This is a genomic window from Paenarthrobacter sp. TAF1 (genome assembly GCF_052113825.1).
GTDB classification, from domain to species: Bacteria; Actinomycetota; Actinomycetes; order Actinomycetales; family Micrococcaceae; genus Arthrobacter; species Arthrobacter nicotinovorans.
The window spans coordinates 435,236-453,998 of sequence record NZ_JBFRDO010000005.1 but is presented as its reverse complement, the minus strand read 5'-3'; the positions used below and the strand labels follow the sequence as shown (position 1 = coordinate 453,998).

Here is an 18,763-nt window from a genome sequence, read left to right as displayed (position 1 = left end):
CGCAGCAGCCATGACCTCTCAGGACGCCCTGTACATCGGAGTCAGTACCAAGATGTACATGGGGTACGCCCGCAGCCTCGCGTGGCTGGAGCAGTTGGTGGCAGAAGTGGACGCCCGTCCGGCCCTCGCGGCCGGGCGGGTAGTCCCGTTTGTCATCCCCTCGTTCCCGGTCCTCCCTGCGGCGGCTGCGCTGGTGGCTGACTCGCCGCTGGCCCTCGGCGCGCAGAACTGTGGTTGGTCCGACGGGCCCTGGACTGGTGAGGTAGCGCCGTCGATGCTCGCTGAGCTTGGTGTTGGCCTGGTGGAAATCGGGCACGCCGAACGCCGCCGGCACTTTGCCGAAGACGATGCGGTGGTGGCCCTGAAAGTGGGCGCCGCCGTCGGGTCCGGCCTTACTCCGCTGCTGTGCGTGGGCGAGACCGAGGCCTGCGCCCCGGAGGCCGCAGCAGAGATTGTCTTCCACCAGATCAAGGCGGCCGTGTCCGGCGACTGGGCCGTGGCAGCCCGGCTCGTGATTGCGTATGAGCCGGTGTGGGCCATTGGCGCTCCCGAACCGGCCTCGGCCGAATACGTTTCCCAGGTGGTCGGCGCCTTGCGGGAGGCTTTGGCGCAGCACGCTTTGGCGGGCCTTCCCGTGATCTACGGGGGCTCGGCGAAACCCGGCCTCCTGCCCCGACTTACGGGTGTTTCCGGCCTCTTCCTTGGCCGCTTCGCGCACGACGCCGCTAACTTTGGACGTGTCCTGGATGAGGCCCTGAGTTTTTGTACAGCAGACGCCCTTAAGACGTCCTCTAAAGGGCAGTAAGTGTACTAAAACTCCGCTGGCAGAGGGCCACGAAGCCGCCCAGGTTTTCCAGTCCTTCCGGATGTGTCGGCAGGTAGTTGGTCAGTTCGGGGGAACGCACGACGACGGCCCGCCACTGTCCGCGGGAGACCGCCACGTTGATCCGGTTGCGTGAGAGCAGGAACTCCATGCCGCGAGGGACTTCTCCGGCGGCGGATGCAGCCATGGACACGATGACCACGGGAGCTTCCTGGCCTTGGAACTTGTCCACTGTCCCTACCCGGACCTTAATCAGGCCGGCAGCGTGGAGTTCATGCTTGATGAGCTGTACCTGCGCGTTGTAGGGCGCGACCACCAGGATGTCGCTCTCGTCCAGGGCACGGCCCTCCAAAGCACGGCCCTCCAAAGCACGGCCCTCCGGTGATGGGCTTTTCGGGGATTGGGAGGGGTCGTGCCATGTCAGGCCGAGGTGGGCCTGCACTTGCCGGAGGACTTCCGCCGCTTCCTCGGCTGAGGATGTCGAGTTCCCGGTGTGGTGGACGTAGACGGTCGAAATTCCCGGGTCGGCACCTTCCAGCCAGCGCTCTGAGGCTGCGGGTGCCGCTTCCAGCCGGGAGTCGTACGAGAGCTCGGACACGGCACTGCACAGATCCGGATGCATGCGCCATGACAGCGCCAGGAAGTAGCCAAGCTCAGCCGGCAGTGTGTTGTAACCGTCGGATAACCAGCCCAGAGCTGACTCGTCAACGGGCTCAGGGTGCGTCCCCTGGGTGACCTGCGGGAGCTGCTGGGGATCACCCAGCAGGAGGAGCCGCTTGGTTGCCCGGCTGACGGCCATGGTATTGGCCAGGGAGAACTGGCCTGCTTCGTCGATGACCAGCAGGTCCAGGGCTCCCGCAGGGACCTCCTTGCCCACCATGGCCCAGGCTGTGCCGCCGATCAGGGCACCGCCGGGCATGGACAACGCCTCCGCCACGTCGGCCTTCCCGCACCCGTTCCACGGCACGGGGTCGTTGTGTTTGACCTCTTTGGCCACCCGCATCGGGTCCACCCCGGCCTTCTCCACGGCGGCGCACAGCATGTGCTCGACCACGGCGTGTGATTGTGCCACGACGCCGACCTTCCAGCCCTCGGCCACGAGCCGGGCCAAAACGTGCGCGCCAACGTAGGTTTTTCCACTCCCCGGAGGGCCCTGGACCGCCAGGTATGAATGGTCAAGGTCCTTCACTGCGGCGGTAATTGCGTCAATGTATCCGTCGGGCCCGGACCCAACAGCGGGCAGTGCGTCGAGGCTGCGCAGCCTGGGTGGTTGCCGGCGGACCAGATCCAGCGCCGCGTCCTTGGGCCATGCGGGCAACCCGTCCCGGAGCTTGGTGGCCAATGCTGCCAGCGCTGCCCTCTGACCGTTCGTCGGAATGGGGCTGTCAGGGGTCAAAGCCATGGGCAGTTGGGTGAACTCCGTGGAGTCCTTGCGAAGGCTTTCGGCGATGATGACTGACTCGAAGTCCCCGTCTTCGCCCACCTCAGTGACTTTGGTGTTGCTCCAGCCGGCGCGGCCGAGAACTGATGATTCCTTCGCTGACAGGGCCTCCGGCAGCGGGGGGCCGTACATCCTGAAGTAGCTCTTGCCCGGATCCAACCCCGCACCGTCACCGGAACGTCCAAGCAGTTTGACGATCCGGACCGGGTTGCTGCGGGGCGTTGGCCTGGCCCAGTCCTGCAGCAACTCGGCATGGTCCACGATGAACAAGTCACGGGCGTCGTCCCATTGGGAGGTGGGTTTCTCAAGACGATCGAAGTGGCCCCACCAATGCTGCTTGTCTTCACGCCGGTGGTAGCCGACACCCGCTGCGACAATGCGGATGGCCAGGGCATCCGGAGTGGCTCGTTCGGCCTCCGGGAGCCCGGCGAGGTAGTCGAACAGTGCCGTCTCTTCGGGTGCGGCCTCGTACTTGGGAGTGTCTTTACTGCTGTCCTCTTCAGCATCTGCTGCGTCATTGGTCTCGTCGCGGAACGATCCGGGAGTGATGGAGCGTTCCGCCGCCCGCGCAAGCAACCAGTTGCGCAGTTCCAGCGTGGAGAGGCAGTCGTACTCGTTGTAGTCCCGGATACCTTCCAGGATCTCAGCGGCTACGGCAGCCTGTCCGGTGTCCCGGGCCGTACAGAAATCCGCGTAGGCCACCACGGACGCGCCAGCGTCGGTCACGTCACCGGAGCGGAGGTGCTGGCCCATGTACAAGGGCTCAAGTTTCTTGATGCTGTAGGAGTTCGAGGAAATCCGGATACTGTGCCGGACGGTGTCGTAAAGGTCCACGAGGACGCCTTCGCGCAGGAGGTCGTCGACGGCGGTTTCACCCACCACATGTGTCAGGGAAAGATTGCGCAGTGCAGTTTTTTCGTAGGCAGCGTAGTGGTAGATATGCATGCCCGGATATTGTGCGCGGCGCTTGGCGACGTATTCCAGGAAGTCCACGAACGCCTGGCCTTCCTCCGTCCGGGAGTGCGCCCAAAAGGGACGGAACACCGGAGATGCGCCGGGCTCAACAGGGTTCTCCACGACACCGAACAGGTATTCCAGGCCCCATTTTCCGGTAGCTGGATCCTGCCACAGGGGGTCGCCTTCGAAATCGAAGAAGATGTCGCCGGGGTCCGGCGTCGGGAGGCGTCCCAGCGTGTTGTCAGCCAGCACGTTGTAACTGATTGCTTTGGCTTCTCCGGACGCGTCCGTGTACTCCACAGTGCCGTCCGGGGTCCCGGTTCCCGTTTGGAGCCTCGCCTGTTCCCGGAACCGCAGCAGCGTGGGATCGCCCGTGGCCGGCAGGGCGGCCAGCTGGTCGATGGTGGTGACGCCGTCCTCGATCAACTTCTTGCGTCTGCTGATACGCATGCCCGCGACCATGAGCAGATCCCGGTGCAGCTGGACCTGCTCCGCGCAGTAGTCGCAGCGGCCACACGCAGAGTACCGGGGGTCGCCCCAGGCAACCGGTTCGCTGCCTGAACGGTGCGCAGCGGTCATTCCGAGGAACCGTTCGCGGCGTTCCTTGAACACGGGCAAAATTTGGGAAAGCGGATGATCGCTCTGGACCCGGTTGCCCAGCACCAGGGTGACCTGGGGGTCCGGTGTGATGCCGGCCTGAATGAGTTGGTCCCCATAGGCGGCCAGCTGCAGGAGGGCTGTGACTTTGGCGTGGCGCGCCAGCTTGGTGTCGAACACTGCATACTGACCGCCTGGCCGCTTGACCAGGAAGTCGGATCGACCGTGGAACGTGCCATCAAAGAAGGCGGCCTGGAAAACGACATCCGCACCGGCACGCAAGGCATCGAGGGATTCCGCATGCTTGGCCCTCAACGTGCCGCGGTCCATCGCAGTGGCGGGAACGACGTCGTAAACCCCGGTTCCCGTGGCCGGGTCCCACTGGCCGAACCGGTCCACGAATTCCTCCAGAACCCGGTGTTCGTGGACGTCGCCGAGTGCCGCAGTGCGTTCCAGCATGGCATCGGCAGGGAAATCCGGCTTCGGAGTGCGGCCCAGTTTTTCGTCGAGCTTGCGGAGCAATTGGTACTCGCAGGTAGCCGCGATCACCAGATCGCTGGCCGAGAAGACCAGATCCTGCGGGGCGCCTGCCGGCTCCGGATCGAGAAAGAACACCGCGGGCCACCTGCCTTCCTTGCTGTGAATACCCTTGCAAGCCAAGCTATCAGCGGGCCCCGACAATATAGCCCGGCAATGTAGCCTCCCTCCGATTTAGACTGCACCCATGACCGAAACAATGCCCACAGCAGATCCCGCGTTCGAAGCCGCCTACCAAGCCGCGCAGAAGAGCCTCAACGAGGGCGGAATCCCCATCGGAGCCGCCTTGGCGAGGGCCGGAGAAGTCATAGCAAGCGGGCATAACGAGCGCGTCCAGCACGGCGACCCCATTGCGCATGGGGAAATGTCGGCACTGCGTGCGGCCGGCCGGCAAAAGAGTTACCGCGACACCACCCTGTACACCACCCTTGCCCCGTGCGCGATGTGCACCGGGACCATCATCCAGTTCAAGATTCCGCGCGTGGTGGTGGGGGAGGCCGAGACGTTTCCGGGCGAATTCGAACTCCTGCGCTCACGCGGCGTGGAGGTCATTGTGCTGGATGACCAACGCTGCGTGGACATGATGCGCGCTTTCCAGGATGAGCATCCGGAACTCTGGGCCGAGGACATCGCGGAGGACTGAAATCCTTCTGGTCACGGCTACTTGGCGGGCGTAGTCTGGCATCATCGGCGTTGGAGCCGAAGGGCCCCGCGTCGATAATCCCAATCGATGAAGGAGGACCCATGAGTGCCGTGCGTGAATTCATGACGACGAATGCCCAGTGCATCGCCGAGGACAAAACTCTCCAGGAAGCCGCCGTGCTGATGAGGGACCTGGACTGCGGTTCGCTTCCCATCTGCGGCAATGACGGCAAGCTCACCGGCTTCATCACGGACCGCGACATCGTGGTCAAGTGTTTGGCCGAGGGCAAGGACGCCCGGCAAGTCCTAGCCAGCGAGCTCGCCGGCGGCAAGCCCTACTGGGTGGACGCCGATGCCAGCGTTGACGACGCCGTGGCCATGATGGAGGAGCACCAGGTACGCCGCCTGCCCGTCATCAGCGACCACAAACTGGTGGGCATCATCAGCCAGGGTGACATTGCCCGCAACCACTACGCCGAGCAGCGCCTCGGCGAAATGGTGGAGCACATCTCCGCCAAGGAGCACATGGCGCACTAAACCACGCCGGAGGGCAAGGCCAGCTGCCGCGAGGCACTCCCGCCACGGGAACGCCTCGCGGCCCGTTCCCACAGGCAAGCCCTCGTGAGGCAAACTGTCATGGTGACTTCAAATCTCCAACACCAGTCAGCCGACTCCGCCATCCACGCACAAATCGCAGAAGAACTCGGCGTCAAAGCCTGGCAAGTCAAGGCCGCGGTGGAACTGCTCGACGCCGGATCCACCGTCCCCTTCATCGCCCGCTACCGCAAGGAAGTCACCGGGACGCTCGATGACACCCAGCTGCGTGACCTCGAAGAGCGCCTCAGATACCTTCGTGAGCTGGAAGAACGCCGCAAGGCCGTCCTCGAGGCGATTGCCTCGCAAGGCAAGCTGACCCCGGAACTGGAGGCCGCCGTCGTCGGGGCCGATACCAAAGCCCGGCTCGAAGACATCTACCTTCCCTTCAAATCCAAGCGGCGCACCAAAGCGCAGATCGCCCGCGAAGCCGGTCTTGAGCCGTTGGCTGACGTCCTTCTCGCCAACCCGCAGCTGGACCCCGCCGCCGAAGCCGCCAAGTACTTGAACAGCGAGCACTCCATCGAGGACGCCGCCACGGCGCTCGCCGGTGCCCGTGCCATTTTGGTGGAGCGCGTCGGGCAGGACCCGGACCTCGCCGAGGACCTCCGGGAACGCCTGTGGAAGCAAGGCCGCATGGTGTCCCGCGTCAAGAAGGGCATGGAGGCCGAGGGCCAGAAGTTCAAGGACTATTTCGAGTTCACGCAGGTGCCGTCCGGGATGCCGTCGCACCGCGTGCTTGCCCTGCTGCGAGGCGAGAAGGACGGCGTCCTTGAGCTGGATCTCGCCGAAGCAGACCCGGCCGACGACGACGCCCTGGCCGCCGCCCGCGGCAAGTACGAGAACGCTGTGGCCAAGTGCCTCGGCGTCGCCAACCAGGGCCGTCCCGCCGATGCTTGGCTGATGCAGACGGCTCAGCTCGCCTGGCGTGGCAGGATCCTGGACCGCCTCACCACGGATCTTCGCGGCCGCATGTTCGCTGACGCAGAGGACGAGGCTGTGCGCGTCTTCGCGGCCAACCTTCGCGACGTCCTGCTCGCCGCCCCGGCAGGCAACCGGGCCACCCTGGGACTGGACCCGGGTCTGCGGACGGGTGTGAAAGTGGCTGTGGTGGACGGCACCGGCAAGGTGGTCACAACGGACACGATCTACCCCCACGCTCCCGCCAGGAAATGGGACGAAGCTTTGGCAACGCTGGGCCGGCTCGCCAAGCAGCACAACGTGGAACTCGTGGCGATCGGCAACGGAACGGCATCCCGTGAGACGGATAAGCTTGCCACCGAGCTGATCAAGTCCCTTGAAGCTGCCGGCTCCAAGGGGATCCAGAAGCTTGTTGTCTCCGAGGCCGGAGCTTCTGTCTATTCAGCATCTGCCTTGGCGGCTTCGGAACTTCCCGGGATGGACGTTTCGCTGCGTGGCGCCGTATCCATCGCACGGCGCCTCCAGGACCCCTTGGCGGAACTCGTGAAGATCGAGCCAAAGTCCATCGGCGTGGGCCAGTACCAGCACGATGTCACTGCCGCGAAGCTGGACCGGTCCTTGGATGCGGTGGTGGAGGACTGCGTGAACGCCGTGGGCGTGGATGTGAACACCGCCTCGCCTGCGTTGCTGAGCCGCGTGGCCGGCGTCGGGCCGCTGCTGAGCGAAAACATCGTGGCCTACCGGAACGAGAACGGTCCGTTCGCCAAGCGCAGCGACCTCAAGAAGGTTCCCCGATTGGGGGCCAAGGCGTTCGAACAGTGCGCCGGCTTCCTCCGCATCACCGGGGGAGCGGAGCCTCTGGATGCCTCCAGCGTGCACCCCGAAGCGTATTCCGTGGCCCGCAAGATCCTGGTGGCAGCGGGCGGGGGTCCCGCCACGGCGCTGGATCCGCAGGAGTTCGTTGACGGTACCTTCGGCCTGCCGACGGTCAAGGACATCATGTCCGAACTTGAGAAGCCCGGCCGCGACCCTCGTCCGGCGTTCAAGGCGGCGTCGTTCTCCGAGGGCATCGAGAAGATCTCCGACCTCAAGCCGGGCATGATCCTGGAAGGTACGGTCACCAACGTTGCCGCGTTCGGCGCTTTTGTGGATGTCGGGGTGCACCAGGACGGTCTGGTGCACGTCTCGGCCCTGTCCAACAAGTTCGTCTCTGATCCGCGCGAAATCGTGAAGTCCGGCCAAGTGGTCCGCGTCAAGGTGCTGGAGGCCGACCCGGAGCGCAAGCGCATTTCCCTGACGCTCAGGCTCGACGACGAACCCGGCTCTGCGGGTGGCCGCACCTCGGGTGGGCGTGCAGCAGGAGGGCGCGACTCGGGCGGTCAGCCGGGCCAGCGGGGCGGCGGCCAGTCGGGTCAGCGCGGCGGTCAGCCGGGCCAGCGGCAAGGCCAGGGCAGCCCGCAACAACGCAACCCGCGTCAGGGCAAACCCCAGCAGACCCAAGCAGCTCCGGCCAACACCGCCATGGCTGAGGCCTTGCGCCGGGCGGGGCTTGGCAAGTAGGCCTGCCGCCTACGGATCCCCGCGGGCTGCCCTCGTTTGCGTACCCTCCCGTGCTGCTACGGGCTGCAAGGCCCACTGCAGCGGGCCAACAACGGCGGGACCGGGCGAGGGCTACAAGCCCGCTGTCCTGGCTTCCCACTCCATGGCGTCGGCCGGTTGCAGGGCCATGGGCAGCCAGCGGCCGATGCGCTCAAACGCTTCCCTGCGGATGGGTTCCGGGGAGAGGAAGATGTCGTGGAAGGCGTTCGACAGCCGGCTCACTGTGACTGTGTCCGCCAGGGACAGGGCACGGTGGGCCACGGCGTCCACGTTCAGTGCCACGTCCGCAGTGAGCGCATCGGCGGACCACTTCGGTTGCAGGTAGCTCTTGTCGGAGAGCAACACGAGCACGGGTGTGTCGATGCCCAGACCTGCGGCGACTGTTGCCTGGCCGCGGAACACAGCGTCCAGGAATGCCGGCGTGATGGGGAATCCCCGGTCGGGGCGCCAGTCGAGGTTGTAGTCCCATTCGCCGTCGAGGGCTGCTGAGACTGCACGGGTGTAAATTCCCGGATCCACGGGCGGCAGCGGCGCCAGCGGGTGGAGCCGGGCATGCAGACCCACAAGCGGCGCAATTGCGCGGCGGCCAAGTTCGGTGGCCTGGAACTCCAGCCACGGGCTGTTGAGGACCAGTGTCGAGGCCATACCGGGATGGCGGTGCGCCCAGAGGCTTAGTGTCAGCCCGCCGGTGGAGTGTCCCAGCAGGATGAGTGGACGGTCTTCACCCGGCACACCTGAACGCCCCATGGCGTCCARGGCGGCCGCGATGTCGGCGTCGTAATCCGTGAGGTTGGTGACGAACCCCGGTACCAGTCCAGGCCGCAGGCTGCGGCCGTAGTTATGCAGGTCCAGGGCGTAGAAGCGCGCCCCGGCCCGGTGCCAGAATTCGGCGAGGTGGCGTTGGAAGAAGTAGTCGGACCAGCCATGAACGTAGAGGACGTCTGCGTCGAGGCCAACGCCCTCCGGAGCATCGAGCCATTGCGGACCGGAACCGACGTAACGCACCAAGGTGGCGACAGCGTCGCCGTCGAGCTTCAGCGTTTGCTGTTCAAAGCCTTCGCCAAGAATGTCCGGTCCCCACGGCTGCGTCATGCATCCGATCGTAGCGGCTCGGTGGCGTCCGGGCTTTTTTCCTTCTGCCACGGCCAGCGGCCGGTTATTTCCAGCTCGAGCGAAAAGCTGAGGAAGGTCCGGATGAGCACGATGATCGCCAGGACGCCGACACTCTCGAAAGTTGGCGTCACTGCGACGGTACGGATGATGTCCGCCGCCACGAGGAGCTCAAGGCCCAACAGGATGGAGCGGCCCAGCAACTGCCGGTAGGCCCGGTATGGGGTGAACGGCGCCAAGCCCCTGGCCCGTTCCGGCTGGTAGCCGCGCAGGGCCATGGGGATGGAAACCAAAGCTCCAACCACCATGACGGCCACCCCCGCAGCATCCATGTACCTGCCAACGGCCTCGATGATGTGCTGGAAATCCATGGCCCTCCCTGCGTTGGTGGAAACGTGCCGCTACTGCGCGGGTGCGGGGACCGGGAAGAACACCCGGGGATCCTGCAACAGCGCCGGGTAGTCGAAGTCGGAGCGTTTGATCACGTTGGTGACCTCGAAGTTGCGCGCGAAGCGGCCGTTCACGGTGAGGGGGCGCCCATGGATAAGGCCGACGGCGAAGGTCTGGCCGCCGTCGAACGGGACGGCCAGTTCGGTCTTGCCGGGCAGGGTGTTGAACGCCTGCTCCTGGGCCTGGCGCTTGCGCGTGGGCTTCTTCTCAAGCTGCTTCACCGGGCGCTTTTTGGGGCCCTTCACCTGCCGCCGCGACTTTTCCTCGGCGTAGACGAACTGGTACTCGTCTGGGTCCGCCGGCGCCGCGGAACGGGCCTTGCCATGCGGAGGCATGCTGACGGTGGTGAGCTCTTCGGGACGAAGGTCCTCAACGTTGGAGCGCAGGATCCACAGGCTGTCCTCTTCGGGATCTTCCGGGTGGAACTCATGCTTGGGCTCCGGCCACACGTATTCCAGCTTCTCCTCGGTACCCGGGAAGATCTGCGTGTAGTGCTTGGGGTCCTTGCTGATCAATTTTGAACGGTGGCTGAGGTGCAGGTCCTCGTGTCCCAGCCACGGCGGCATGATGATCCTGGACGCGTAGTCCGGGTGGGCGGCCTGCGGCGCGAACTCCGCGATGTTGGTGCGGGTGTTGTCCGGGTGGCCGCGTTCCATCCATTCGTCGGCCATGGCCAGGCCATACATGGTGAGTGCCGGAACGTGGCCCATCCACATGCGGACCGCCGGGTGGGACTGCCAACCGTACTCCGGGATCACCAACGCGCGGAGGACCTGGAGTGCTTCGACGCGCTGTTTGCCGAGCCTTGACGTGTCGAGTGCCGCAGCGCTCTGACGGAAATCGGCGAAAGGGAGGAAAGTCTGCATCCTTTCAGTTTGAGGGTGCCGGGCGTGAGAACCAAGTTGAGTGCTCCGGGACACGTGCCCGTGTTCGGGCCTAGAGTTGCAGGGTGGAAACTATTGGCGAGAAAACAACCACCCCGGCACCTCCGGTTGCCGAACTGCACCTGCACATCGAAGGGACCCTCCAGCCAGAGCTGATYTTTGCCCTGGCCGAACGCAATGGCATTGAACTGCCCTATGAAGACATCGAAGAACTGCGCGGGAAGTATGAATTCTCCGACCTGCAGTCCTTCCTGGACCTCTATTACGCCAACATGGCCGTCCTGCAGACCGAACAGGATTTCACGGACATGACCCGCGCCTACCTGGAGCGCGCCGCCGCCGGAGGAGTACGGCACGCGGAAATCATGATGGACCCCCAGGCCCACATCTCACGCGGGGTGGCCTTGGAGACCTGCGTCAACGGCGTGGCCAAGGCCCTGGCAACATCGGAAGAGGACTTTGGTGTCTCCACCCTCCTCATTGCCGCCTTCCTGCGGGATATGTCCGAGGAATCCGCGCTGGAAGTGCTGGACCAGCTCCTTGCCATGCATGCTCCCATTGCTGGCATCGGCCTGGACTCGGCCGAGGTGGGCAATCCGCCGTCGAAATTTGAGCGCCTGTACCAGCGCGCAGGCGAGGCCGGGCTGCGAAGGATCGCCCACGCCGGCGAGGAGGGCCCCGCCTCCTACATCACGGAGGCGCTGGACGTGTTGCATGTTGAGCGGATCGATCACGGCATCCGGTGCATGGAAGACACCGACGTGGTGCAGCGGTTGGTGGCCGAGCAGGTGCCCCTGACGGTCTGCCCCCTGTCCAATGTTCGGCTTCGCGCCGTGGACAAGCTTGAGGACCACCCGCTTCCCGAAATGCTGGCGATCGGCCTGAACGTCTGCGTCAACTCGGACGACCCCGCCTACTTCGGCGGGTACGTGGACGATAACTTCGGGAAGCTGGTTGAGGTCCTGAAGTTCTCGGTGCCCGAGCAGGCTACCTTGGCTGCCAATTCGATCCGGTCATCCTTCGCCAGCGAGGCGCGCAAAACAGAGCTCCTGGACGAGGTCACAGAGTGGGTCAAATCATCGGTGACGCGGGCCTGAACCGCTCCAGCCGAGACCCGTAGATCACTTGCGGCGCTTGTGATGTCACACTCAGTCACGACACACGGTGTTTACCAACTGCAGTCGCGGGAATTAACAATTCATTGGCAAACTGCAAGGGAATAACCACCGTAGAAGGAGAAGCATGGGCGCGAACACCGCCGAGAACACCAACCTTCGTCTGAAGGCCGTCCTGGACATCCTCGCAGAGGGCGTATGGTCCGGGGCAACGCTGAACGCCGGCGAAGTGCTGGCCGAAGCGACTGCGCGCGTTCCTTTCAACGACCACGAGGCCGAACTGCTCAGTGGCGGAATTCCTCGCGGCCACAAGACGCTCACCTCCGCCTCGGCCAAGTTGGTCAAGGCCGGCTGGCTGGTCAAGGGACGTTCGGGCTGGACCATTCCCGAGGACGGCTTGCGTGCGACGGTCGCGTTCGGCGACGTTGCAGCTTTTGCAGCAGCGCTCGACGCCGGAACGCCGGTACCAGCCGACGTCCCGGTTCCCACCGCGCCGCCGGTGAAGCCCCAGGCGAAGAAGGCAGCGGCGACCAAGCGTGCTGCTGCGAAGAAAGTGACCGCACCCAAGGAAGCGGCCACCGACGTGGCCGAGCCGAAGGTTGCCGCCGCCAGGGTGTCGGCCCCGAAGGCCACAGCCACTAAAGCTGCCGCGGCGAAAGCCGCACCTGCGGCAAAGAAGGCCACCACGCGCAAGGCGCCGGCCAAGGGCAAGGCGGCCACCGCCGTCGAGACGTTGCCGCAGCCGGACGCCGTCGCGATTGCCGGGGACTTCAACAAGATCCTTGGTGCCCCCGAGGATTGGGCGCCGCAGTATGACGAAGCCCAGATGACGTTCAACCCGTTGGTCCAGGTATGGACGCTGACGGCTGAACTGCCTGCCGGCTTCTACACCTACAAAGTGGCCCTGAACCGCTCGTGGGACGAGAACTACGGTGCGTTCGGCGTCCGTGACGGCGCCAACCACGAGTTGAACCACGACGGCGGCACGGTCACCATCACCTACAGCCACGAAACGCGCGACATCGTGATCGGCTAGCTTGTTTGCTGCCGGATCCCGCCCTTGTCAGGCCCGCACGCCCTTATACGGTGAACGGGCCGGACAAGGGCGGATCTGGTTAAAGTGGAGCCATGACTGACGGGACCGTTCGGCTCACAGCCCGCATCACCGGCGTCGTCCAGGGGGTGGGCTTCCGCTACTGGACTGCCCGGAAGGCCGACGAACTCCTGCTGACAGGGACGGTCCGTAATGATCACGACGGTTCCGTCCGGTTGCTTGCCGAGGGTTCGGCAGCCGACGTTGACCGCCTCGTGAAGTGGCTCCAGTCCACGCAGGCGCCGGGCCACGTTGAGAAGGTGGCTTTCGAACTCTCCGACGGTACAGGGGAGTTCGATGACTTCCGGATCGTGGGGTAGGCCTGGCTAGGTTCCGGGCGACGTGGTCGTGAGCCCGGATTCCTTCGCGGCCAAGCACAGTTCCTGGTCATAGGCCACCACGGAGTCCACTTGAAGCCGGATGGCGGTTGCCAAGTGAATGGCGTCTGCGCTCCGAAGTTGCCTGGGCAGCGCTGAGGCATACATTAGATCCGAACGGGTGACATCAACAAGGTTGAGGCCGGCAAGGACGTCGTTGACTTGGTCAAAGGGAAGGCTGCGTCGGCGTGCAGCGCAGTGAAGCTCGGTGTAGAGGAGCATGGAAGCCACCAAGTGACCTCCAGCTAACCGGACTCCCTGGAGATGCGCGGCCAGAGCTTCAGATTCCTGCTCATCCACAACAAGCTTAAGAATCGCGGAGGTGTCCGCGTAAACGATCACCGGTCCCCGCGGAGGTCAGCCAGGATGTCGGCCGTGGTCATATCGCTGCTGACACGCGCCACAAGGCGGAAGTCCACGGGTGACTCGATGGCAGGCCGGATGCTTCCTGCTTGGAGCAATCGTTCAAAGGGCGAAGCGGATGGCGGAATGAGGGTGGCCGCGACCTGGCCGTTATTGGTGACGTCGATGACTTCGCCATTCTTGACGCGTTCCAGAATCTTGCTGCTCTGGTTGCGCAGTTCCCGGTGGGGAATAGTTGTCATGATGATCCTCCGTAGCAATCGTAGCAACTGTAGCATCCACCCCGGCTGTTTGTGGAAATAATATATAGACTGGTCTATTATCTAGATATGTCTTCTTCATACCCCAAAGGAATCGCAACCCGGCAGCGTTTGGTCGAGTCCATGCTTGATCTGGTCCAACTTCACGGCTATCACGGAACCGGACTCAACACTGTCCTGGCCCGGTCCGGTGCTCCCAAAGGCTCGCTCTATTTCCATTTCCCCGAAGGAAAGACGGGGCTCGGTGTTGCCGCCGTGGCGCTGGCCGGCGATCACTTCGGAGAACTGATTGGCAAGGCCACGACGACGGCCACCTCACCTGCGGCGGTAGTGGACGCACTCATTGCCGAACTCAAAAACATCCTGGAAACCAGCGATTATCAGGCAGGTTGTCCCGTTTCCTCCGTCGCCTTGGACGCGGCATCGGAGAATGAGCCGCTGAGGGAGGCGTGCAGCCGCGTCTACGACGGATGGATCCAGGCCGTATCCGGCTACTTGTCCACGTTCGGGGTGGAAGAGGGAAACGCCCATAGCCTGGCGACATCGATCATTTGCCTGGTGGAGGGCTCGCTCATCCTGTCCCGCGCCCACAAGTCCACCCAGCCAATGGACGCAGCCGCCGGGGCGCTCAAGACATTGCTGGCAGCAACCCAGGCCGGAGCAGGCGCGTGAGCCTCCGCCATGCCTTGGTGTTCGGAGCCACGGGCCACATCGGGCAGTGGCTGGTGCGGGAACTCCTGCACCAGGGGGTGACCGTCACCGCCGCGGTGCGCAGCGAAGATTCCTTCCACCGGCTGGCGGGCTGGCTCGCGCGTCACGATGCCGACGGCACCGCAAAGCACGTGCTCGTGGACTTCAACGACGCCGGCTTGGGTGTTGATCCTGGGTCGGACGAATTCCGGTCCGTGACTGAAGTCCACAATGTCGCCGGTGCGTTCGCGTTTGGCATGACGGCCGACGAAGCGTACTCCGCGAACGTGACCAGCGCAGAACGCGTGGTTCGTTTCGCCTCGCAGCTGCCGGCGCTGACCAGGCTGGTCCATCTGTCCGGCTACCGGGTGGGCGGCCAAGACCCGAACGAGGTGCCGTGGGACGACTCGCGCCGCGCCAGGGAATACAAACACCTGGGCGCCTATGAAGGCTCCAAGGTGGAGTCCGACGCCGTGGTGCAAGCGACAGCGCGTTCCCTGGGCGTCCCTTTCACCGTGGTCAATCCGGCCTCCGTGATCGGAGATTCCGTCAACGGCGAGTCGCAGCAGGGTCTGGGCCTCGCGGCGAGCGTCATGGACCTCTCCCGTGGAAAGCTGCCCGCACTGCCCGGGAACAACCGCACGTTCGTCCCCGTGGTGACTGTGGACTACCTGGCGTCATTCATGGCGCTGGTCCCCATCACATCCGAGGCGGAAAACGCCTCGTACTGGGTTCTCGATGACGCCACGCCGCCGTTGCCGGAACTGTTGCGCATGCTCGGGAAGCACCTGAAGGTCAGGGTCCCGTGGTTGAGAATCCCCAGTGCTCTTCTGAAGAGGCTCCCGCCCAAACTCACCGGCGCGGATCCGGAGACGTTGTCGTTCCTCTCGGAAGAGCGGTATCCCACCGCGGCAGCGCTCGCCTTGGCTGAGGCACACGGATTGCATCATCCGCCTGTGGAGACTGCCCTGAAGCGGTGGGCGGATTACTTGGTGGCGGCGGAACCCGCTGCATCGGGCAGGCGCGTCGCCTCAATGTAGTGTTCCAGGGACTGCAAGGCGGGCTGGGACGAGGCATCGCGGACGGCATCAGCGCCCACGGCGTTGGCTACGGCCAAGGCATGGCTGTGGTCCAATCCGGATTGCAGGGCAAGGACCAGGGCTGCGCAGAAGGCGTCGCCCGCGCCGATCGTGTTGGCGATGTCCGTGACTTTTACCGCCGGAGCCTCGGCGACGCGTTCGCCGTCGACGAAGATTGCCGAGCCCTCGCCGCCGTAGGTCACCGCGACCAGCGGCGCATTCTTGAGGGCGGGGATCAGCTCGTATTCGGTTTCGTTCACGATCACCAGATCGCAGCGCTCCAGGAGTTCCGGCAGGATCGGCGCTGCCGGTGCGGCGTTGAGTGCGAAGAATCCCGGTGCGCGGCGGGCAGCTTCCAGAACCACGTCTTGGTCCACTTCGAGCTGGCAAAGCAGGGCTTCTTCTTCGCCGAATGAAACCCCGTCCAAGGCCACTGAGCCGTTGGCGCCGGGGCACACCACAATCTGGTTTTCGCCGTCGCTGTCCACCAGCACCAAGGCAGTTCCTGTCGCCGCTTCCACGCGGGCAACGCTGTGGATGTCGACGCCGGCGCCGGCCATTGCGTCCAGAAGTGTCCGGCCGGCGTCGTCCTGGCCAACGGCCCCCACCATGCGGGAGCGGCCGGAAAGCCGGGCCGCAGCAACTGCCTGGTTGGCGCCCTTCCCACCGGGCTGCTGGCGGAGGACTGCTCCGCCGACGGTTTCACCGGGGGAGGGCAGCCGGCTGGCCGTTGCCGTGATGTCGAGGTTGATGCTGCCCACCACCGTGAGCGTGGAGCTGGAAATGGGCGCGGAAGAGTGCAGGGGAGTGCTCATGGAAGGTCCTTTTTGGAAGAAATCAGCTGAATGTCAGGAGGACTGGATGACGGAGAGGTGGCCGGCTTTCGCGGCTACGAGGCATTTTGCGAGGTAGAACGGGGAGCCGTTCCGGCGCACGTACTGGGTGAGGACCAGCACCGGATCAGAGGGGCGCAGTCCCAGCAGCTTTGCACGGCTTGGCCCGGCCGTACTGAGGCTGATCTCGCATTCGCCGGGTCCCAGGGAAGCGCCGGGTAGTCCGCTGAGCACCTCCAGGAGTGTGGACGCGGAAAGCGTGGGCGCCTCTGCGGCCTCGGCGAGTTGGTCGGCTTCGGGAATTCTCTGTGCAACGTTTTCCTGGAGGTGGGCCACGGGCTCGCCGTTGCGGATGAGCACGCTCTCCCAGAACCAGACGTCCTCATCGGGCTCCACTCCGATACCCGGCGCAACGAACTCCGACGCCGGTTGTTTGATGGCTGCCACGCGCTTGACCTGGATGTCCTGGTCCGGCCCGCCAAGGAGTTGATCGAACGGGCGGATGTGTTCAATCCCGATCCTGGGCAGTGAATCAGCCACGAACCGTCCGACTCCACGGCGTGCCCGGGTGAGGCCGTCTTCTTCCAGCAACATCAACGCTTCCCGGATCACGGTGCGGCTGACATCCATCATGGTGCCCAGCTCGGTCTCGGTGGGGAGCAGCGAACCCGGCGGCAAGATCTTTGTCCGGATCGCCTCTGCGATGCGCGAGTACGCGGCAACACGAAGGGGCTGCCCGGGCTGGGTAGCTATGGGGCGGGACAGGAACTGGACGGCTTTGTCGGTCAAGGGAGGCCTCACTTGGAATGGGTTACCGACACTGTACCGGATGAATGTGACAGGTTGCACAAGCTCGTAATACATGCTTGTATAACAACTCACATCTCGTGGCGCCGCCCCGCGCCCCTGGACAAAGGAGTTTGATGTGAACATCCCCACCGCCACAGGCCAGCAGGCTGCAGATCCGCAGGCCGTAGACCCGCAGACCCCGGCCGGCGATCTTGACGCTCCCGATGAAGGCAGGGTCCACGGCAAGGCTGCCGCACTGCTGATCACCACGCTGGTCCTGGCCGTCCTGGCTTTCCAACTCAACGCCAGCATGATCACCCCCGCACTGCCGCATATCGGCTCCTTCTTCGGCGAGACCCCGGAAGCCGTCGCACAGGTTCAATCCATGTTCTTCCTCGCCGGCGCCATCTCAGGTCCTGTGATTGGCCGGTGGAGCGACTTCATAGGCCGCCGCAACGCATTGCTGCTGGTGCTGGCCATCATGGGCGCCGGAACCGTGTTGTGCATCTTCGCCCCGACCTTGCCGCTGCTGGTGACGGGCCGCTTCATGCAGGGCGTCTCCAGCGCGATCTTCGCCCTCTCCTACATCGTCCTGAACGAGTACCTGCCCGCCCGGCTCTTCGGCACCTCCATTGGGATCATTGCCGCCATCAACGGTGGAGTTGGTGGCGTGGACGGCTACTTCGGCGGGCTCATGGCCGAGACCCTGGGCTTCCAGTCGATCTTCGTCGCCGTGCTGGTGCTGGCAGCCATCGCCGTCGTCTGTGTCATCAAGGTAGTCCCGGGCGGTAGGTCCAGCGTGGCTCCGGGCCGGATGGACTGGTGGGGAGCGGGTTCCCTGTCCGTGTTCCTGGTGTTCATCACCTACTTCGTGTCCACGGGTTCCTCTGCCGGCTGGACTTCACCGGCGGCCCTCGGACTGCTGGCCGGCAGTATTGCATCGTTCACGGCCTTCTGGCTCATCGAGAAAAAGCGCGAAACCCCGTTGGTTGCAGTCCACCACCTCCGTTCCCGCCAGGTGTGGCCTGTCATCGCCACCACCGTGCTGACACTTGCGGGCATCTTCGCCATCATCAACTTCACCGTGGTATTGCTCAGCCAGGACAAGGACAACGGCTTCGGACTGTCCGCGTCGGTGGCAGCCCTGCTGTTCCTCACCCCTGCAGCACTGATTGGCGTGTTCGCCGCTCCGCTGGCCGGCTGGATCGCCGACCGCCGCGGTTGGATCAAGACCGTCCGTGTAGGCACCGCAACCAGCCTCGCCTGCGCGATCATCGCCGCCCTGTTCGCCCACAACCAGATCGCGGTCCTCATCGCCATCGCCGCGTTGGGCATTTTCTACAACGGATTCTTCCTCACTGCCATCAACGGCCTGTCCGTCCTGCTCTCGCCCAAGGAAGCACCCGCAGCTCTGCCGGGCATCAACGGCGCCTCCTTCGGGATCGGGGCGAGCCTCGGCGTCGTGGTTGTTGCGCCGTTCGCAGGCCAAGGCACCGCCGCCGGGTACTCTGCTGCCCTCTGGATTTCGGTATCGATCACCGCCCTGGCGTTCATTGTCAGCCTGTTCATCGCCGCGCCGAAGGGCGAAAAGATCTAACGCGCGACGCCG

At 64.5% G+C, this 18,763-nt stretch carries 18 protein-coding genes; 10 read left to right on the top strand and 8 right to left on the bottom strand.

What is annotated here, in order from left to right; all coding sequences use genetic code 11:
• Positions 1 to 10 precede the first annotated feature (10 nt).
• A complete protein-coding gene (locus AB4Y81_RS10290; protein ID WP_441995771.1) occupies positions 11 to 805 on the top strand; it encodes a triose-phosphate isomerase family protein in 795 nt (264 codons plus the stop codon).
• On the opposite strand, the gene AB4Y81_RS10285 is transcribed toward AB4Y81_RS10290, so the two are convergent.
• Positions 792 to 4,433, bottom strand: a complete 3,642-nt coding sequence (locus AB4Y81_RS10285; protein WP_441995770.1) for a TM0106 family RecB-like putative nuclease — start codon at positions 4,431 to 4,433, stop codon at positions 792 to 794. The two genes, AB4Y81_RS10290 and AB4Y81_RS10285, sit on opposite strands and share 14 nt — an antisense overlap.
• 109 nt (positions 4,434 to 4,542) lie before the next feature.
• Here AB4Y81_RS10285 and AB4Y81_RS10280 point away from each other — a divergent pair, with 109 nt between their 5' ends.
• From AB4Y81_RS10280 to AB4Y81_RS10270, 3 genes are all read left to right on the top strand, one after another.
• Positions 4,543 to 4,998, top strand: coding sequence for a nucleoside deaminase (locus AB4Y81_RS10280; protein ID WP_189075989.1), 456 nt, complete (start codon positions 4,543 to 4,545; stop codon positions 4,996 to 4,998).
• Between the two features lie 101 nt (positions 4,999 to 5,099).
• Positions 5,100 to 5,534 carry a CBS domain-containing protein gene (locus AB4Y81_RS10275; RefSeq protein WP_018777131.1) on the top strand — a complete coding sequence of 145 codons (435 nt, stop codon included), beginning with the start codon at positions 5,100 to 5,102 and terminating at the stop codon, positions 5,532 to 5,534.
• 99 nt (positions 5,535 to 5,633) lie between these two features.
• Positions 5,634 to 8,072, top strand: coding sequence for a Tex family protein (locus AB4Y81_RS10270; RefSeq protein ID WP_441995769.1), 2,439 nt, complete (start codon positions 5,634 to 5,636; stop codon positions 8,070 to 8,072).
• Between the two features lie 111 nt (positions 8,073 to 8,183).
• On the opposite strand, the gene AB4Y81_RS10265 is transcribed toward AB4Y81_RS10270, so the two are convergent.
• From AB4Y81_RS10265 to AB4Y81_RS10255, 3 genes are read right to left on the bottom strand one after another with little or no spacing between them, the layout of a single operon-like run.
• A complete protein-coding gene (locus tag AB4Y81_RS10265) occupies positions 8,184 to 9,203 on the bottom strand; it encodes an alpha/beta hydrolase (RefSeq protein ID WP_441995768.1) in 1,020 nt (339 codons plus the stop codon).
• Positions 9,200 to 9,592, bottom strand: coding sequence for a DUF1622 domain-containing protein (locus tag AB4Y81_RS10260; RefSeq protein WP_018777134.1), 393 nt, complete (start codon positions 9,590 to 9,592; stop codon positions 9,200 to 9,202). Before AB4Y81_RS10260 ends, AB4Y81_RS10265 begins: the two co-directional genes overlap by 4 nt.
• 30 nt (positions 9,593 to 9,622) lie before the next feature.
• The gene (locus tag AB4Y81_RS10255) at positions 9,623 to 10,537 is read right to left on the bottom strand and encodes an MSMEG_6728 family protein (protein ID WP_441995767.1); all 915 of its coding nucleotides are present in this window, start codon (positions 10,535 to 10,537) and stop codon (positions 9,623 to 9,625) included.
• Between the two features lie 83 nt (positions 10,538 to 10,620).
• On the opposite strand from AB4Y81_RS10255, the gene AB4Y81_RS10250 reads away from it, so the two are divergent.
• The 3 genes from AB4Y81_RS10250 to AB4Y81_RS10240 all read left to right on the top strand — a co-directional run bounded on the left by AB4Y81_RS10250 (position 10,621) and on the right by AB4Y81_RS10240 (position 13,083).
• Positions 10,621 to 11,652 (top strand): adenosine deaminase, encoded by a 1,032-nt coding sequence (locus AB4Y81_RS10250; protein ID WP_064722035.1) that lies wholly within the window; start codon positions 10,621 to 10,623, stop codon positions 11,650 to 11,652.
• 145 nt (positions 11,653 to 11,797) lie between these two features.
• Positions 11,798 to 12,706 (top strand): pullulanase X25 domain-containing protein, encoded by a 909-nt coding sequence (locus tag AB4Y81_RS10245; RefSeq protein ID WP_039240145.1) that lies wholly within the window; start codon positions 11,798 to 11,800, stop codon positions 12,704 to 12,706.
• Positions 12,707 to 12,798: 92 nt separating this feature from the next.
• Entirely contained in the window at positions 12,799 to 13,083 is a 285-nt protein-coding gene (locus AB4Y81_RS10240) for an acylphosphatase (RefSeq protein WP_055974464.1), read from the top strand.
• A 6-nt stretch (positions 13,084 to 13,089) separates the two neighbouring features.
• Here the strand turns inward: AB4Y81_RS10240 and AB4Y81_RS10235 are convergent, their stop codons facing one another.
• Together AB4Y81_RS10235 and AB4Y81_RS10230 are read right to left on the bottom strand one after the other, a co-directional pair.
• Entirely contained in the window at positions 13,090 to 13,482 is a 393-nt protein-coding gene (locus AB4Y81_RS10235) for a type II toxin-antitoxin system VapC family toxin (RefSeq protein ID WP_018777139.1), read from the bottom strand.
• Positions 13,479 to 13,745, bottom strand: coding sequence for a type II toxin-antitoxin system Phd/YefM family antitoxin (locus tag AB4Y81_RS10230; protein ID WP_039240147.1), 267 nt, complete (start codon positions 13,743 to 13,745; stop codon positions 13,479 to 13,481). The genes AB4Y81_RS10235 and AB4Y81_RS10230 overlap by 4 nt, the downstream gene beginning before the upstream one ends.
• A gap of 87 nt (positions 13,746 to 13,832) precedes the next feature.
• Here AB4Y81_RS10230 and AB4Y81_RS10225 point away from each other — a divergent pair, with 87 nt between their 5' ends.
• Together AB4Y81_RS10225 and AB4Y81_RS10220 are read left to right on the top strand one after the other, a co-directional pair.
• Positions 13,833 to 14,435, top strand: coding sequence for a TetR/AcrR family transcriptional regulator (locus tag AB4Y81_RS10225; protein WP_434328158.1), 603 nt, complete (start codon positions 13,833 to 13,835; stop codon positions 14,433 to 14,435).
• The gene (locus tag AB4Y81_RS10220) at positions 14,432 to 15,493 is read left to right on the top strand and encodes an SDR family oxidoreductase (RefSeq protein ID WP_434328159.1); all 1,062 of its coding nucleotides are present in this window, start codon (positions 14,432 to 14,434) and stop codon (positions 15,491 to 15,493) included. Before AB4Y81_RS10225 ends, AB4Y81_RS10220 begins: the two co-directional genes overlap by 4 nt.
• Here AB4Y81_RS10220 and AB4Y81_RS10215 read toward each other — a convergent pair.
• The gene (locus tag AB4Y81_RS10215; RefSeq protein ID WP_354627239.1) at positions 15,439 to 16,347 is read right to left on the bottom strand and encodes a ribokinase; all 909 of its coding nucleotides are present in this window, start codon (positions 16,345 to 16,347) and stop codon (positions 15,439 to 15,441) included. The genes AB4Y81_RS10220 and AB4Y81_RS10215 overlap by 55 nt on opposite strands.
• Positions 16,348 to 16,380: 33 nt before the next feature.
• On the bottom strand, positions 16,381 to 17,154 hold the full coding sequence (locus AB4Y81_RS10210; protein WP_018777144.1) for a GntR family transcriptional regulator: 774 nt from the start codon (positions 17,152 to 17,154) through the stop codon (positions 16,381 to 16,383).
• 136 nt (positions 17,155 to 17,290) lie between these two features.
• On the opposite strand from AB4Y81_RS10210, the gene AB4Y81_RS10205 reads away from it, so the two are divergent.
• Positions 17,291 to 18,751 (top strand): MFS transporter, encoded by a 1,461-nt coding sequence (locus AB4Y81_RS10205; RefSeq protein WP_434328160.1) that lies wholly within the window; start codon positions 17,291 to 17,293, stop codon positions 18,749 to 18,751.
• The last annotated feature ends 12 nt before the right edge of the window (positions 18,752 to 18,763 follow it).

Excerpts from the sequence above, each read along its gene's own strand:
- AB4Y81_RS10290 (WP_441995771.1), top strand. The coding sequence starts at position 11 with ATGACCTCTCAGGACGCCCTGTACATCGGAGTCAGTACCAAGATGTAC.
- AB4Y81_RS10280 (WP_189075989.1), top strand. The coding sequence starts at position 4,543 with ATGACCGAAACAATGCCCACAGCAGATCCCGCGTTCGAAGCCGCCTAC.
- AB4Y81_RS10275 (WP_018777131.1), top strand. The coding sequence starts at position 5,100 with ATGAGTGCCGTGCGTGAATTCATGACGACGAATGCCCAGTGCATCGCC.
- AB4Y81_RS10270 (WP_441995769.1), top strand. The coding sequence starts at position 5,634 with ATGGTGACTTCAAATCTCCAACACCAGTCAGCCGACTCCGCCATCCAC.
- AB4Y81_RS10260 (WP_018777134.1), bottom strand. The coding sequence starts at position 9,592 with ATGGATTTCCAGCACATCATCGAGGCCGTTGGCAGGTACATGGATGCT.
- AB4Y81_RS10255 (WP_441995767.1), bottom strand. The coding sequence starts at position 10,537 with ATGCAGACTTTCCTCCCTTTCGCCGATTTCCGTCAGAGCGCTGCGGCA.
- AB4Y81_RS10245 (WP_039240145.1), top strand. The coding sequence starts at position 11,798 with ATGGGCGCGAACACCGCCGAGAACACCAACCTTCGTCTGAAGGCCGTC.
- AB4Y81_RS10240 (WP_055974464.1), top strand. The coding sequence starts at position 12,799 with ATGACTGACGGGACCGTTCGGCTCACAGCCCGCATCACCGGCGTCGTC.
- AB4Y81_RS10230 (WP_039240147.1), bottom strand. The coding sequence starts at position 13,745 with ATGACAACTATTCCCCACCGGGAACTGCGCAACCAGAGCAGCAAGATT.
- AB4Y81_RS10225 (WP_434328158.1), top strand. The coding sequence starts at position 13,833 with ATGTCTTCTTCATACCCCAAAGGAATCGCAACCCGGCAGCGTTTGGTC.
- AB4Y81_RS10215 (WP_354627239.1), bottom strand. The coding sequence starts at position 16,347 with ATGAGCACTCCCCTGCACTCTTCCGCGCCCATTTCCAGCTCCACGCTC.